The sequence below is a fragment of the Serratia sp. KH_031 genome (assembly GCF_057839655.1).
The window spans coordinates 1,910,493-1,926,124 of the sequence record NZ_CM174496.1; the positions used below are offsets into that span (position 1 = coordinate 1,910,493).

The window sequence follows — 15,632 nt, forward strand, 5'->3', positions numbered from 1 at the left end:
GGCGATGAATAACAAATTAATCACCTGGCCTTGGTTACTGGCGCCGACTTGTGATGCGATAACCTTGTGCTGGGAATGCGAAAAATTGTTACCGGTTACACTGCATCTTTATGGCGAGAGTGGCGAACATCTTTCTTATATCGTACAGGGGCAAGTGGGGGCGCCTTGGGGGCATCAACAGATAGTCACCGGATTTTATCGTTGTCGGGTGGAAGGGCTTAAACCGGATACCCGCTGGCGATATCATTTAGAGATTGCTGGTGAGTCTTGCGCAGAAGGGCAATTTAAAACGCTGCAACAGGCACCGCAAAGCGTCAAATTTGTCTGGGTATCCGATACCCATGAATTTGCCGTACATGAAGGGTTCAGCGCGGCAGTGCAGCGCCATCAACCGGATTTTATTTTGCATGGCGGGGACTTGTTGATGGGTTCCGCGATGCAAAAAGATCAGTATCAGAACTGGTTTATGCCACAACGTGAAATCTTGGCACAATATCCGGTGCTGTATATCAAAGGTAATCATGATGATGGCGTTTATTTTGATGATTATTTTGCCGTCGGGCAGCAAGCCCTACAGATGGATAATGTCACTGGGCAGGGCTGGCGTTTTGACTATGGTCCACTGCAATTGTTGCATTGCTACAGTAACCCGTGGTCGTTGGCGCTAGCTTGCACGGAACAGCTTGGCGAAGCACCTTCTCAACAGCTAAGCGATACGATTAGTGGCTCTTTAGCCTGGGCTGAAAGCCAGCTTCAGGCAATGCGTCAAACCAACAAATGGTGCTTCGCCACCAGTCATCATCATTATCTGGATGATAATAACCGTAAATATTTGGCTCCTCTGCTGGAGCGCTATCACACCGACATCGTATTAATGGGGCATGTCCACGCTTGGCAACACATGTTGGGGAGCAACGGACATACTTGGTATTTGGCGAGTGGTGCTGCTTGCCAACCGGCTGAAACTCATCAACTGATCTATGCATCCGGCGGTGAATTACCTTTTGGTATGACACCCGAAATGCTGTGTCTGGGTGATAACGATTACAGTGTAGTGACCGTCACTGAGGAGCGTATAGAAATCACTCTCTGGCAGGTGGGCAACACTGAACCGTTGGCAACCTTGTACCGAGAAAAAAATGTCGCTGAACCGCAAGTGACGGCATGGTGTACTGACAGGCAGGAACTGAATTATGGTGAGCCACTACAGTTACAGGCCAGCTTGATTAACACCGCACCTTACCCGCAGCCGCTGATGTTGCCACTAAAAATTAACGGTAAACCAGCACCGCAAACGCAATTCCATTTTACGGAAGATGCCCCCGCTCGTGTGGGGTGGATTATGGCGCAGGAAACGCGCGACGTTTGTGTTCCACTGTTATTAACGACAGCAGGGGTGCATCAGCTAACGCTGGGGAATCAATCCCTCAGTGTGACGGTATTACCATCACCGGCTCGTTTGGCTGTCCACCAGTCGCAAGTTGTCCGTAGCGACGCGCCCAATGATAACCAGATAACCGTGTTTGCTGAGTTGGAAAACGCTGGCAGTATTGATGGCGATTTCGTTTTGACACTTTGCATCGGTCAACAAATTGTCACCAGCCCAATACAACTGAAAGGAGGGGAGCGGTGTGACTTCAAGCAGACGCTGACTTGCACGGGTGTCGGCGAATGTTCTGTCACGCTCAACGGGCAATCGGTGGGGAACATTTATATTCCGTATGGTTTGCAAGTGGTGCCCAAAGTTCGCGACCGTTCTGGTAATGGGCATGATGCTTGGTTGTATGGCAAACCGGTGCTGTGCGAAGGGGATCAAGGGCTGGCGTTACACCTTGATGGTCAGCATGACTATGTCGAAATCCCTGACCATCCGCGTTTACGTATTCAGCAGGGCGTCACGGCGCTGATTGAAGCAAAAGTGAATTCACTTCAAGGGCGTACCCGGTTTGATCATTTCCCACTCATTGGCAAAGGGCCTTCACTGGTTGCTGGGCCAAATTATCAGATGCGGTTGGCTATTCGCGACAGTGGCTGGCTGACCGGCGCAGTGAGTTATAACAGCGACGAACATTATTGGGATGGTGGTTCGGTGAATCTGCACCATTGGTCTCATTATGGTGTTGGCTTTAATAAGCAACAGGGCGGACGGATCTGGCGGGATGGTGAACAGGTCGGGGAAATTGGCGGTATTGACGAACCGGCTGAGATCCGCGATTGGCCGGGTTATCCGCTGCGTATCGGCTACGCCAATATGGGTTACTTGGACGCCCAGCGTAAACGGGCGAAGTACTACTCACTGTTCAGTCTGGATCTGCGTTCACTGCGTTTTTATTTACGCTTACTGTCGACCGAAGAAGTACAAAAATCGCTGACCACGGCTGAAGCCATGCCGGAAATCTGGCTTGATTTTACCCAGCCAGAAGTTTGCGCCAGCTACCACAGCCAGCGATTCGCCGTCACCGAAGCCTTTAAATTGCAGTTGCAGTGCCAGATTGCAGACCAGAGCCAAGTGGTTGCGCAACTGATGTTTTATGACGTTAACGGTAACGCTTGTGAAGTAGTGCAACGAATAACGCTGCACCGCGGTGTTAATAACTTAGAGCAGACATTGCCGCCTTCAGTAGTCACCATGGCGATCCAGTTGGAACTTAATGGCGTCATGGTACCTGGAGAAACGCAGTTACCGTGGGTGGAGCAAATGTCATTATGCTCTAAAGAGAGAACTTGGCTTTGGCATAGTGCGGTGGATTGGCGTACTCAAGGTGAACTGAAAGGTGCGGCTGGTTTTACTGATTATGAGGTCTTACGCGAATTAGTAGATGACAAACGTTGGTGAATACGTTTTCATTTTATACTCGTCATACTTCAAGCTGCATGTGCGTTGGCTTCACCTGCTCACCCTAGTCACTTACTTGAGTAAGCTCCTAGGGATTCTCAGGTTTGCCGCCTGCCTGCAACTCGAATTATTTAGAGTATAGCGTTTTCTCTCCCGTGGAGGTGACCTCTGCGGGAGAGTTTTGTTTGACCGAGGGAGCGTATGAATCAACAACAACGTCACCAATTTATTCTCAACTGCCTAAATGCTCAGAGTGAAGTCTCAGTACAAACTCTTGCCAACCAACTCGACGTGACTCAGGAAACCATTCGCCGTGATTTAACCTTTCTGGAAAATGCGCAACAGCTAAAAAAGATCCACGGTGGGGCGTTGCGGGTTAAAAGTTACGATGAAATTGCTTTTGAAAACCGCCTGCAACAAAACACTGACAATAAAGTGATGATCGCTCGGCAGGCGATAACGCTGCTTTCACCCGGCAATACCTTATTTCTCGATCACGGTAGTACGACCTTAGCGCTGACCGATTTATTCTCACAAGTGAATAATCTAGTGGTATTTACCACCTCCCCACTATTGGCAGAAAATATCTGGGCGCAAAACGCTACCACTGAAATTCACCTCATTGGCGGCCAATACATGGGGAAATGTCGGCAAACTGTGGGCGCTTATGCCATTGAAATGGTGAAGCAGTTCAAAGTGGATTTCGCTTTTGTCGGCTGTGTGGCCATTGACCCCGAAAGCGGATTTCGTAATCAAATCGTGGAAGAGGCTATGTTGGCACGGCAGATGTTACTGGGTGCACGCTATAAAGTGGTACTGGGGGACAGCAGCAAAATTGGTAGTTCCGGACTGGCTAAAATCGCCGGATTTGATGAAGTGGATATGTTGATCACGACGCCTTTTGATCATCCAGAACTCAGCACGGCGTTAGCTCAGTATCCGATTGAATGCCGTGTGGCAACCACCAAAGTGACCACTACTTAGCGAAGTGAGTATGTCGGAAGAGCTTTAAATGTGAATGATAGGATTATGCAGGATATTTTTAGGTTCGTTCCTTCGGTGCGATTCCCTTTGAGTTAATATTACCGTAATGACGTTGGCGTTACAGTGGTGTATGCTTAATACTCAGTAACACATTGAGGATACTATCATGCCAGCCGCTAACAGCATTTCCCTAAAGCGCGAAACATTAAACCTACGCATCAAGCCCGCCGAGCGAGATCTGATCGATCGTGCGGCGAAAGCCAAAGGAAAAAACCGCACGGATTTTGTGCTGGACGCCGCACGTGCCGCTGCTGAAGATGCATTGATTGAGCAACGCATCATTATTGCTAACCCGGAAGCGTATCAGGAATTTCTCACCCGGCTTGATCAGGCTCCTGCACCAAACGCCGCGCTGCGTAAAACCATGCAAACTTCCGCGCCGTGGGAACAGAAAAAATGATCTCTGCCCCTGAGCCTCTTCACGCCGGGCATATTCTTGATTCATTTTGCTGCGGTGTGGATTCTATGGATAACTGGCTGAAACAGCGGGCGATGAAAAACCAGCTCACTAGTGCATCCCGCACGTTCGTTTGCTGTGACGGAAATTCTGCCGTGTTAGCGTATTACTCGCTGGCTTCCAGCGCGGTAACGACAAACACTGCGCCCGGACGTTTTCGCCGCAATATGCCCGACCCCATTCCGGTAGTAGTGCTGGGGCGGCTGGCGGTGGATACATCACTGCATGGTAAGGGCATCGGTCGTGCGCTGGTGCGGGATGCCGGACTGCGGGTGATTCAGGTGGCGGAAACTATCGGCATCCGCGGGATGCTGGTTCATGCGCTTTCTGATGAAGCGCGGGAATTTTATTTGCAGGTAGGGTTTGAGCCTTCGCCGATTGACTCGATGATGCTGATGGTGACGCTAGGGGATTTGGTGGCGGGTTAACCTAACTCTATTCTGGAAAATGTGATTCGAGATAGGGCTCAACCCAACTTATTGAATCAAAAACAGATAGAGATTCGCAAAGAGGCATAAAAACAAGAAAATGGCTCCTCTGACTGGACTCGAACCAGTGACATACGGATTAACAGTCCGCCGTTCTACCGACTGAACTACAGAGGAATCGTGTGAACGGGGCGAATCATAGCGAGCCGCCTTAGGCATGTCAAAGGGGGAATACGCATTCTGTGACTGTTTGCTTATAGAATGCGCAATTCCTTGAGTTTTTTAAGATTTAGCTTTAGGTCGGCAAATCAAACAGCGTGATAAATCCGCTGTGGGCGACCGACTTTGCCGTAAATAATCTCAGCGGTTAACTGCTGATTGGCGGTGCAGTATTCCAGATAACGGCGAGCGGTGGTGCGGCTTAGGCCAATTTGTTGTGCAACGGTTTCAGCGGTGTGACGTGCATCAGGATCGGTAAACAACTCGCGCACCTTAACGAGTGTCAATTCGTCGATGCCAATCGGTAATGCTGCCTGCTGGCCGACACGTGCGTAGGTGTTAAACATTTCGTCGATGCGGCGCTGATTGACGCGGGTGCTGTCTTTTAATGCTTGATGGCGTTGACTAAAGCGTTGCAAGGTTTGGCTCAAGCGGTCATAGGCCAAAGGCTTAATCAGATAATCGAACACACCGTAGCGCAATGCCTCGGCCACGGTGTCCATGTCGCTGGCGGCGGTAATAAACACGATGCCGCCGTTGTAGCCCTTTAGGGTTAGCTCACGTAATAACTCAATACCCTGTCCGTCGGGGAGAAAGTTGTCCAACAGAATCAGATCGGGTTTAAAGCGTTCAGTCATCATCCGTGCCTGCGCCAGATTGCCCGCGAGCCAAATCTGACGGCAACCGCCGTTCTGTTTGATGAACTCCGCATGCATCTCTGCTAGTGGGGTTTCATCTTCAACAATCAGGATATTAAGCCATTCCATGAACGCTCCGAACTCCGAGTAAATAGGTTGGTTAAATGTAGTTTAAATCAGCAGTTAAATAAACCATCCGACAATAATAAAACTGATAAAGATAATTAAGCAAATAAAAACCATTAAATAATTTATTAACTCAAGGTGATTGTGAATTAGGTCAATAATTGGTGATTTTTTTCTGTTTAACATACCTGCACTAAATACTCATTTAGCAGTAGTTGTTATTTCAACTTTATGGTTTAAAAAGGTTTTATTTTGTTGATTTGATGTTTGTATAAATGAGTGAATGAACATAATTTGTTACTTAATAGTTATTCAGAGAGCGTGTCATGTTGGGCGATACCGTATTTAATCGCGTAAAAAGATCAGAACATAAGAATATTTCAGAAATTAGAAATTTCTTGCGCAGCAACGATCTGAATATCGACACCACAGTGGAGATATTTATTACCGTCACTCAGAACGATCAATTGGTCGCCTGCGGCGGCATCGCTGACAATATTATTAAGTGTGTCGCCATTAGCCCACAAATGCGTGGGGAAGGGCTGGCGCTGAAGCTGGCGACCGAATTGGTCAATCTGGCTTACGAGCGCAACCATACTCAACTGTTTATTTACACCAAAGTGCAAAACGAGCAGTTATTCCGCCAATGCGGTTTTTACCCGATCACCAACGTGCCTGGCATTGTGGTGCTGATGGAAAACAGCCCGTGCCGCTTAAAGCGTTACGCGGAGCAGTTAGCGACCCAGCGCCAACCAGGGCAGAAAATTGGCAGTATCGTCATGAACGCCAACCCGTTTACTCGCGGCCACCAATATTTGGTGCGTCAGGCGGCGGCGCAGTGTGATTGGTTGCACTTGTTTTTGGTAAAGGAAAATACCTCACGCTTCCCGTATGAAGATCGTCGCAAACTGGTACTGGCAGGGACGCAAGATATTGCCAATCTCACGGTTCACGAAGGTTCGCAGTACGTTATCTCTCGCGCCACCTTCCCTTGTTATTTCATTAAAGATCAAGGCGTCGCCGACGATTGCTACACCGAGATCGATCTCAAAATCTTCCGTCAATATTTGGCTCCTGCACTGGGCGTTACTCATCGTTTCGTCGGTAACGAGCCGTTTTGCGAAGTGACCGCAAAATACAACCGCGACATGCGCTACTGGTTGGAAACGCCAGAGTTACCCAGCCCGCCAATCGAATTAGTGGAGATTGAGCGCCTGCAATATCAAGGCACGGCAATCTCCGCCTCTTGGGTGCGCAAATTACTTGCTGCTGGGGATTTCCACGCGGCAGCGCCGTTGGTGCCCCAAGACACCCTTTATTACCTGCAAGACCAGCAGGCACAGCGCCGGGCAAAGCCGGTGCAACCCGAATTAGAGTCCGCACAATCAGGTGAATGATGAAAATAGTCCGAGAAGCAATGGCCGGCACGCTGGAATCCAGTGATGTCATGGTGCGCATCGCGCCCGCAGAAGGCCCGGAACATGATCTGCTGATCGCCAGCAGTGTAGAAAAACAGTTCGGCGCGGCTATCCGCCACACCTTGTTGCAGGTTTTACAGCGTTACCAAGTCGAACCCGTTCAAGTGATCGTCGACGACAAAGGTGCACTGGATTGCGTACTACGCGCCCGTTTGGAAGCCGCCTTGATCCGTGCCAGCGAAAGTGGGCAACTGCCTTGGGAGGCGCACGATGAAAACGCTGAATAAGCACCGGATGCGTCGCAGCATGTTGTTTGTTCCCGGCGCTAATGCGGCCATGGTGAGCAATGCCTTTATCTATCAAGCCGATGCTTTGATGTTTGATCTGGAAGACTCGGTGATCCTGCGTGAGAAAGATGCCGCGCGTCGTTTGGTCTATCACGCCTTGCAGCACCCGCTGTATCAAGAAGTGGAAACCATCGTGCGCGTCAATGCGTTGGATTCTGCCTATGGTTTGGCGGATTTGCAGGCGGTAGTACGCGGCGGTGCTGACATCGTTCGTTTGCCGAAAACCGACAGTGCGCAAGACGTGCTGGATATGGAGCGTGAAATCACCGCTATCGAACGAGATTGTGGTCGTCCGGTCGGTAGCACCGGTCTGTTAGCGGCGATCGAATCTGCAGCTGGGATCACCAACGCGGTAGCTATCGCGCATTCCTCGCCACGCTTAATCGGTATTGCTCTTGGTGCTGAAGATTACGTACGCAACCTGCGTACCGAACGTTCGCCAGAAGGAATCGAGCTGTTATTCGCCCGTTGCTCACTGCTACAGGCGGCGCGAGCGGCGGGGATTCAGGCGTTCGATACCGTTTATTCCGATGCCAATAACGAAGCCGGTTTCTTGCAAGAAGCGGCGCTGATCAAACAATTGGGCTTCGACGGTAAGTCTTTGATTAACCCACGTCAGATTGAACTGCTGCATAACCTGTACGCGCCAACCGCCAAAGAAGTCGCTCATGCGCAGCGGGTGGTCGAAGCTGCCGAAGCTGCGGAGCAAGAAGGGCGTGGTGTGGTATCGCTGAACGGCAAAATGGTCGATAGCCCGGTGATTGAACGTGCGCGACTGGTGCTGCAACGTGCGGCGCTGTCCGGTGTGCGTGAAGAAGTAAAACAGAGTGAGGAAGCATGATGAAACGCCAACAACGTCTGATGACCTTAAACGATCATGCCGATTTACGCTGCTATCAGGATATTTCCAAAGCCAATTTGCAGTCACGTAAGCCACGTAGCAACAAACGTTGTGACTCATTACAGGAAGCGATCCGCCGTACTGGTTTGCAAGATGGCATGACTATCTCTTTCCACCACGCTTTTCGTGGTGGCGATCTGACGCTCAACTACGTGATGGAAACGCTGGCAGCGATGGGGTTCCGCAATTTAACGCTGGCCTCTAGCTCACTCAGCGATTGCCATGCGCCGCTAGTCGGCCATATCCGTCACGGCGTGGTGAGTCATATTTACACTTCTGGCCTACGCGGTCCACTGGCCGATGCCATCTCGCGTGGTTTGTTGCAAAAACCGGTGCAAATTCACTCTCACGGTGGACGCGTCAATCTGATCGAGTCCGGCGAATTGAAAATCGATGTTGCTTTCCTTGGCGTACCGTCTTGCGATGAGTTCGGTAATGCCAACGGTTACAGCGGTGAAGCCTGCTGCGGCTCATTGGGTTACGCCCGCGTCGATGCGGAATATGCCGATAAAGTGGTGCTGCTGACCGAAGCGATTGTGCCTTATCCACATAGTCCGGCCAGTTTGGCTCAAGATCGGGTGGATTTGATCGTTGAATTGGATCGCGTGGGTGATGCCGACAAGATCGGCGCTGATGCCACCCGAATGACTTCTAATCCGCGTGAGTTGTTAATCGCTCGTCGCGCTGCTGACGTGATTGTGGGTTCAGGTTATTTCACCGATGGCTTCTCGCTACAAACCGGTACTGGCGGTGCTTCGCTGGCGGTCACGCGCTTCTTGGAAGACAAAATGCGTGCGCGCGATATCAAGGCCAGCTTTGCGCTTGGCGGTATCACTTCCACCATGGTGGATCTGCACGAGAAAGGGCTAATCGGCAAGTTGCTCGATGTACAAAGCTTTGACCGCGCCGCTGCTAGTTCACTGGCACGTAACCCGAACCATATCGAAATCAGTGCTAACCAGTACGCTAATTTCAGTTCGAAAGGGGCGTCAGTTGACCGGTTGGACGTGGTGGTATTGAGCGCCCTAGAAATCGACACTGGCTTTAACGTCAACGTGCTGACCGGTTCTGACGGCGTGATCCGTGGCGCATCGGGCGGACACTGCGACACTGCCGCCGCTGCTCGGCTGGCGATTATCGTCGCGCCACTGGTGCGTGGTCGTATCCCAACGCTGGTGGAAGAGGTTACCACTTGCGTCACGCCGGGTTCGAGTATCGATATTTTGGTTACTGATCATGGTATTGCCGTCAATCCGGCACGACCTGAGCTGGCGCAACGCCTGCGTGATGCGGGGTTGGATGTGGTGAGCATTCAGTCGCTGCGTGAGCGTGCATTGTTGCTGACCGGTGAACCGCAACCGATCGCCTTTACCGACAACGTGGTCGCCGTGGTGCGTTACCGCGATGGCTCGGTGATCGATGTGGTTCATCAGGTCGCGGAGTAACCCTATGCACGCTGTTAACTCTTCATTCGCCGTTACCCCTGAATTGGCTGCCAACCGCGCCGTGAGTCTGCCGGAACTGCTTACCAGCCGTGAATGCCGGCAAGAAAGGCAGCAGGCGTGGTTGGCTCGCCATCACAGCACATTGGTGGTGCTGACGCTGGTGGTTCCCGGAGCGGTGAAAGACAGCGTGCTGACAAGGCGCATTTTCAATCTTGGCTGGCAGGCGCTGCAGCAGATGTGTCACCAGCAAGGTTGGCAAAGCGTAGGATCAGAAGCGTTGGCGTTGCCCACCGGCTGTGAAGGTTATTTGGCGCTGCCGGTGGATGCGCAAACGGCGAAAGATTGTGCGATGCAGTTGGAAGTGCAACGACCGGTCGGCCGCCTGTGGGATATCGACGTGCTGAATACGCAGGGCGAGATTTTGTCTCGGCGTGATATCGGCCTGCCGGAACGTCGCTGCTTGTTGTGCCATCAGTCAGCCAAGATCTGCGCTCGCCAACGCACTCACAGTAGTGAACAACTGCTGCAAGCGATGGAGAAGATGCTGAATGATGCATAACCAACGGGTTAACGCTCCGACTTACGCCTCACAACCGGTGGTCAATGCTTTTGCTCGCGCCGCTTATCGGGCGTTGCTCGTCGAGGTCAATCTAACGCCGAAGCCGGGACTGGTCGATCGCCACAACAACGGTGCCCATCACGATATGCACATCGGGCATTTTTATCGTAGTGCGCGAGCGATTGGCATCTGGCTGCCGCGCTTTATCCAGCAGGGCATGAGCGATGCGGCATTGCCGTTGAGTGGGCAATTGGTGCGCCTGCGTCCGCTCGGTATGGCGTGCGAAAACCATATGTTCCGCGCCACTGACGGCATCAATACCCATAAAGGCAGCGTGTTTTCGCTCGGTCTACTGTGCTGCGCCTTTGGGCGTTTGCATCAACAGCAGCAAAAAATCACACCAAAAACCTTATGTGACACGGTTGCTGCCATGTGTACTGGCTTAGTTGAGCAAGAGTTACGGTGTAACAATTACGGGCAAACCGCTGGGCAACGTTTGTTTGCCGAGCACGGTTTGGGTGGTGCGCGTGCCGAGGCCGAGTCCGGCTTCCGGCTGGTACTCGACGGCGCTTTACCGTTCTATCGCCAACGCCTGCATGCCGGTGAGCAAGTCGCGCTGATGGACAGCCTGTTGTGGCTGATGTCGCATAACGGCGACACCAACGTCGCCTCACGCGGTGGCATTGCCGGTTTGCAATGGTTGCAACAACGAGCACAGCAACTGTTGGCACAGGGCGGAGCCGGAGCCCCGCAAGGGATTACCGAACTGCAACAGTTTGACTGCGAATGTATCGAAAGACACCTCAGCCCCGGCGGTAGCGCCGACCTATTGATAATCACTTGGCTGTTGGCACAACTGCCGGAGCCAAGTGCAGAAGAATAATAACCAAGCCTCCAGGAGATTCATCCATGTCCCAAACGCAAGAAAAGATTTGGAAAGCGATAGCGCCGTTAGCGGTACTCGCGATCCTGCTGTTAATACCGGTGCCAGACGGCATGCCGCCGCAAGCCTGGCACTATTTCGCTATTTTCGTGGCGATGATTGTCGGTATGATCCTAGAGCCAATCCCGGCGACGGCGATCAGCTTTATTGCTGTGACTATCAGCGTGTTAGCCGCACCTTGGGTGCTGTTTGGCACACAAGAAATGGCCGAGCCGACCTTTAAGGCCGGTAAAGAAGCACTGAAATGGGGGCTGGCAGGTTTCTCCAGTACCACCGTTTGGTTGGTGTTTGGTGCCTTCATCTTCGCTTTGGGTTATGAAGCGACCGGGCTGGGGCGTCGTATTGCACTGTTCCTCGTGAAGTTTATGGGGAAACGTACCTTAACGCTGGGCTATGCCGTGGTGATCATCGATATTTTGTTGGCACCGTTCACCCCGTCTAACACCGCGCGTACCGGTGGTACCGTATTCCCAGTAGTAAAAAACCTGCCACCGTTGTTCGATTCTTTCCCTAACGATCCGTCATCGCGCCGTATCGGTGGTTATTTGATGTGGATGATGGTGGTCGGTACCAGTATCAGTTCCTCTATGTTCGTGACCGGTGCGGCACCTAACGTGCTGGGCATCGAATTTGTTGGCAAAATAGCCGGTATTCATATCAGTTGGATGCAGTGGTTCTTGGCATTCCTGCCAGTCGGTTTGTTGTTGTTGATAGTGGCACCGTTGATCTCCTATTACCTGTATAAACCGGGTATTACCCACAGTAACGAAGTTGCTAGCTGGGCGAATACTGCGCTGGGGGAAATGGGGAAACTGAGCCGTAAAGAGTACACCCTGATTGGTTTGGTCCTGCTGAGCCTGTGTCTGTGGGTGTTTGGCGGTAAAATCGTCGATGCGACGGCGGTGTGCTTGCTGGCCGTTTCTCTGATGTTGGCGCTGCACGTGGTTTCGTGGAAAGACATCACCAAATACTCTAGCGCTTGGAACACATTGGTCAATTTGGCGACGCTGGTAGTGATGGCGAGCGGCTTAACCCGCTCCGGCTTCATTGATTGGTTCGCGACCACCATGAGCACCCATCTGGACGGTTTTACACCGGACATGACGGTCATCGTGCTGGTGTTGGTGTTCTACTTCGCTCATTACCTGTTTGCTAGCCTGTCGGCGCACACTGCCACCATGCTGCCGGTCATTCTGGCGGTGGGTAAAGGCTTGCCGGGTGTACCGATGGATCAACTCTCCATGCTGTTGGTGCTGTCGATCGGGATCATGGGTGTGCTGACACCTTACGCGACCGGCCCCGGTGTGATTATTTACGGCTGCGGCTATGTGAAATCGAAAGATTACTGGCGCCTTGGCGGTATCCTCGGCATGGTTTATATCTCTGCGTTGCTGCTGATCGGCTGGCCGATTATGCGTTTGTGGCTCTGATTTAAATCGCAGCAGCTCTGATCGGAGCTGCTGCAACTATCCCCGTGATATTCATCACAATATTTACTGCATAACCTCTCCATGATAGCCGGGCTTATATAAAAGGAGCCTTCGCTAATGAAAAAGAAAACCCTATTACTTTGTTTACCTCTGTTGATGACTAGCGCGGCTTACGCCGAAACCACATCCGGCTATCAGTTGGAACAAGTGTTGGTGATGAGCCGCCACAACCTACGTGCACCGCTGGCGAATAACGGTAGTGTGCTGGCGCAATCCACGCCGAAAGCGTGGCCGCAGTGGGATACCCCCGGTGGTTTGCTGACCACCAAAGGCGGGGTGTTGGAAGTGTATATGGGGCACTATTTCAACGCTTGGCTGAAACAAACCGGTTTGTTGCCAGCAGAAGGTTGTCCGACTAAAGACAGCGTTTATGTCTATGCCAACAGCTTGCAACGCACGGTCGCTACCGCGCAGTTCTTTGCCAGCGGCGCATTCCCCGGTTGTGATATTACCGTCCATCACCAAGAACAGATGGGCACCATGGACCCGACCTTCAACCCGATTATCACTGACAACAGTGAAGCCTTTAATCAACAGGCTCTCGGGGCGATGAACACCGAGCTGGCCTCGTTGAAGCTGGATAAAGCCTATCAACAGTTGGCGAAGATCATCGACTATAAAGATTCCAGCGTCTGTAAAACCGAAAACAAGTGCGATCTAACCAAAGAAGCCAGCAAGATGAGCGCGGTGCCGGGCAAAGAGCCGGGTGTTGCAGGGCCACTGCGTGTCGGCAACTCGTTGGTGGACGCCTTTATGTTGCAGTATTACGAAGGTTTCCCGATGAAAGAGGTGGCCTGGGGCAAAATCAGCACGCCGCAGCAATGGAAACAGTTGGCACAGTTGAAAGACGGCTATCAGGATTCATTGTTCACCTCGCCAGTGGTGGCGCAGAATGTGGCGAAACCGCTACTGACTTACATCAACTCGGCGTTGTTGGGTGAACGTAAACCCGATTCACCAAAACTGACCGTGTTGGTTGGACACGATTCCAACATCGCTTCGCTGCTATCGGCGATGGAGTTCAAATCCTACTCTTTGCCGCATCAATACGAAAAAACGCCAATCGGCGGCAAATTGGTGTTCCAGCGCTGGTTAGATAAAAAAGACAACCGCGAGTTGCTGAAGATTGAATATGTCTATCAATCGACCGAACAACTGCGTAATGCCGATCCATTGACGTTAAAACATCCTCCACAGCGTGTAACGCTGGCGCTGAAAGGTTGCCCAATCGATAAAGAGGGTTTCTGCGCTTGGAGTGATTTTGAAAAAACGATGAAAGGGATATTGCGGTAAACTTGGTTTATAGTGACGTACCCACTGTTGGACTTAAAACCAGCGGTGGGTTAATGAACCTAAATATGAGGACATGCTCATGCGACCATCAATCATTCTGGCTAACAAGCGAAATATTGTACGTGAAACGGTGGGGCGTTTTCCTACGGTTAATCCACGTATTTTTGGTTCTGTGCTGCATGGAACCGATCGGGATGGTAGCGATCTGGATTTATTGGTGGATGCATTGCCGGGCGCAACCTTGTTCGATCTTGGCGGATTACAGGTAGAGCTCGAAATTCTGTTGGGTGTTCAGGTTGATGTGTTGACACCGGCTGATTTACCCGCGAAGTTCCGTGCGCAAGTGTTGGCCGAGGCACAACCAATATGATTGAAAATCGACTCCTTGCTTATCTCGAACATATGACGCAAGCTGCGCAAGATGCGTGTGATTTTACTGATGGCTTATGTCTTGAGGATTTTCAGGAGGATAAGCGTACTCAACAAGCGGTTATCATGAGCCTGATTATCATTGGTGAAGCGACAACAAAACTCATGGATGGTTATGCGGATTTCACGCAACAACATTCTGAAATACCGTGGCGTAGCATGCGCGGAATGCGTAATCGTATTGCTCATGGATATTTCGATATTAACCTAGAGGTTGTTTGGGCAACGTGCAAACTGCGTTACCGGAGTTGTTGGAGCAATTGCGGGTTCTACGTGCAAACATCAATGAATAGTTTCCTTTTATTTTAATCTGTCACAGGCAAACCGTGCTTTCACCTTTCCTCTACGATCTCGAATGGCTCACCCTTGGTGATTTCACTGGGCAAATTGCGCGTTGCCGTTTTTCGCCTACGCATTATCGCGATGAGTTTTTCCAGACTAGTGGCATCGTTTTTCCCGCGAGTTTGACTCCGGCGGTGACCAAGCGGCGGGCGGAATATTTGGCGGGGCGTTATCTGGCGCAGCAGGTATTGGCGCGATACGGGCGGGGTGATTTCATGCTGTTGACGGGGAATAGCCGCGAACCCCTGTGGCCGCAAGATATTGCTGGAGCATTAAGCCATAACGCCAATACCGCGCTTTGTGCCGTGCAGCAGGAAACGGGGTTTGGCGGCGTCGGGCTGGATGTCGAAACTCTGATGTCGGAAAAGCGCGCAGCGGATTTGTGGACGGCAATGGTGAGTGAAGCGGAATATCAGTGGTTGCATCAGCAAGAGCAACCCTTTAACCAGTTGCTGACGTTAGTATTTTCCGCCAAAGAAAGTCTGTTTAAAGCACTGTTCCCACAGGTGCAACGCTATTTTGATTTCCTAGATGCGCAGTTAGTGGCGTTAGACTCGCATTCGCAAACCTTCGAGTTGGAACTGCTCACTTCTTTAACGTCACAATGTCCTGCTGGTCGTCGTTTTACGGGGCACTATTTATACGGAAGTGACGACGTAACAACGATAATTTATTTCTGAATCAGCTAGATATGTTTACGCTGTAATATATGTCTGC

The 15,632-nt window shown here is 51.3% G+C and carries 16 protein-coding genes and 1 tRNA gene; 15 read left to right on the forward strand and 2 right to left on the reverse strand.

What is annotated here, in order from left to right; all coding sequences use genetic code 11:
* Positions 1 to 4: 4 nt before the first annotated feature.
* From AC3ISQ_RS08510 to AC3ISQ_RS08525, 4 genes are all read left to right on the forward strand, one after another.
* Positions 5 to 2,836 (forward strand): metallophosphoesterase, encoded by a 2,832-nt coding sequence (locus AC3ISQ_RS08510; protein WP_489352293.1) that lies wholly within the window; start codon positions 5 to 7, stop codon positions 2,834 to 2,836.
* 201 nt (positions 2,837 to 3,037) lie between these two features.
* Positions 3,038 to 3,820: a DeoR/GlpR family DNA-binding transcription regulator gene (locus tag AC3ISQ_RS08515; protein ID WP_489352295.1), complete on the forward strand. Its 783-nt coding sequence runs from the start codon at positions 3,038 to 3,040 to the stop codon at positions 3,818 to 3,820.
* Positions 3,821 to 3,986: 166 nt separating this feature from the next.
* On the forward strand, positions 3,987 to 4,280 hold the full coding sequence (locus tag AC3ISQ_RS08520) for a type II toxin-antitoxin system TacA family antitoxin (RefSeq protein ID WP_489352297.1): 294 nt from the start codon (positions 3,987 to 3,989) through the stop codon (positions 4,278 to 4,280).
* Positions 4,277 to 4,765, forward strand: coding sequence for a GNAT family N-acetyltransferase (locus AC3ISQ_RS08525; RefSeq protein ID WP_489352299.1), 489 nt, complete (start codon positions 4,277 to 4,279; stop codon positions 4,763 to 4,765). Before AC3ISQ_RS08520 ends, AC3ISQ_RS08525 begins: the two co-directional genes overlap by 4 nt.
* Positions 4,766 to 4,866: 101 nt before the next feature.
* Here the strand turns inward: AC3ISQ_RS08525 and AC3ISQ_RS08530 are convergent.
* Positions 4,867 to 4,942 (reverse strand) — tRNA-Asn (locus tag AC3ISQ_RS08530).
* 131 nt (positions 4,943 to 5,073) lie between these two features.
* A complete protein-coding gene (dpiA, locus tag AC3ISQ_RS08535) occupies positions 5,074 to 5,751 on the reverse strand; it encodes a two-component response regulator DpiA (RefSeq protein WP_489352301.1) in 678 nt (225 codons plus the stop codon).
* A 323-nt stretch (positions 5,752 to 6,074) separates the two neighbouring features.
* Here dpiA and citC point away from each other — a divergent pair, with 323 nt between their 5' ends.
* The 11 genes from citC to AC3ISQ_RS08590 all read left to right on the forward strand — a co-directional run bounded on the left by citC (position 6,075) and on the right by AC3ISQ_RS08590 (position 15,595).
* On the forward strand, positions 6,075 to 7,145 hold the full coding sequence (gene citC / locus AC3ISQ_RS08540) for a [citrate (pro-3S)-lyase] ligase (protein ID WP_489352302.1): 1,071 nt from the start codon (positions 6,075 to 6,077) through the stop codon (positions 7,143 to 7,145).
* The gene (gene citD, locus AC3ISQ_RS08545) at positions 7,145 to 7,453 is read left to right on the forward strand and encodes a citrate lyase acyl carrier protein (protein ID WP_489353194.1); all 309 of its coding nucleotides are present in this window, start codon (positions 7,145 to 7,147) and stop codon (positions 7,451 to 7,453) included. The genes citC and citD overlap by 1 nt, the downstream gene beginning before the upstream one ends.
* Positions 7,437 to 8,354 carry a citrate (pro-3S)-lyase subunit beta gene (citE, locus tag AC3ISQ_RS08550; RefSeq protein WP_489352304.1) on the forward strand — a complete coding sequence of 306 codons (918 nt, stop codon included), beginning with the start codon at positions 7,437 to 7,439 and terminating at the stop codon, positions 8,352 to 8,354. The genes citD and citE overlap by 17 nt, the downstream gene beginning before the upstream one ends.
* Positions 8,354 to 9,859 carry a citrate lyase subunit alpha gene (citF, locus tag AC3ISQ_RS08555; protein ID WP_489353196.1) on the forward strand — a complete coding sequence of 502 codons (1,506 nt, stop codon included), beginning with the start codon at positions 8,354 to 8,356 and terminating at the stop codon, positions 9,857 to 9,859. The genes citE and citF overlap by 1 nt, the downstream gene beginning before the upstream one ends.
* A 4-nt stretch (positions 9,860 to 9,863) precedes the next feature.
* Complete coding sequence (citX, locus tag AC3ISQ_RS08560) at positions 9,864 to 10,418, forward strand: citrate lyase holo-[acyl-carrier protein] synthase (RefSeq protein ID WP_489352306.1); 555 nt, start codon at positions 9,864 to 9,866, stop codon at positions 10,416 to 10,418.
* A complete protein-coding gene (citG, locus tag AC3ISQ_RS08565; protein ID WP_489352308.1) occupies positions 10,408 to 11,301 on the forward strand; it encodes a triphosphoribosyl-dephospho-CoA synthase CitG in 894 nt (297 codons plus the stop codon). Before citX ends, citG begins: the two co-directional genes overlap by 11 nt.
* Positions 11,302 to 11,327: 26 nt before the next feature.
* A complete protein-coding gene (locus AC3ISQ_RS08570; protein ID WP_489352310.1) occupies positions 11,328 to 12,791 on the forward strand; it encodes an anion permease in 1,464 nt (487 codons plus the stop codon).
* A gap of 117 nt (positions 12,792 to 12,908) precedes the next feature.
* Positions 12,909 to 14,144 (forward strand): bifunctional glucose-1-phosphatase/inositol phosphatase, encoded by a 1,236-nt coding sequence (agp, locus tag AC3ISQ_RS08575; protein ID WP_489352312.1) that lies wholly within the window; start codon positions 12,909 to 12,911, stop codon positions 14,142 to 14,144.
* 79 nt (positions 14,145 to 14,223) lie between these two features.
* Positions 14,224 to 14,514, forward strand: coding sequence for a nucleotidyltransferase family protein (locus tag AC3ISQ_RS08580; protein WP_489352314.1), 291 nt, complete (start codon positions 14,224 to 14,226; stop codon positions 14,512 to 14,514).
* Positions 14,511 to 14,882 (forward strand): HepT-like ribonuclease domain-containing protein, encoded by a 372-nt coding sequence (locus tag AC3ISQ_RS08585; RefSeq protein ID WP_489352315.1) that lies wholly within the window; start codon positions 14,511 to 14,513, stop codon positions 14,880 to 14,882. Before AC3ISQ_RS08580 ends, AC3ISQ_RS08585 begins: the two co-directional genes overlap by 4 nt.
* Positions 14,883 to 14,899: 17 nt before the next feature.
* Entirely contained in the window at positions 14,900 to 15,595 is a 696-nt protein-coding gene (locus tag AC3ISQ_RS08590) for a 4'-phosphopantetheinyl transferase family protein (RefSeq protein WP_489352317.1), read from the forward strand.
* Positions 15,596 to 15,632 lie beyond the last annotated feature (37 nt).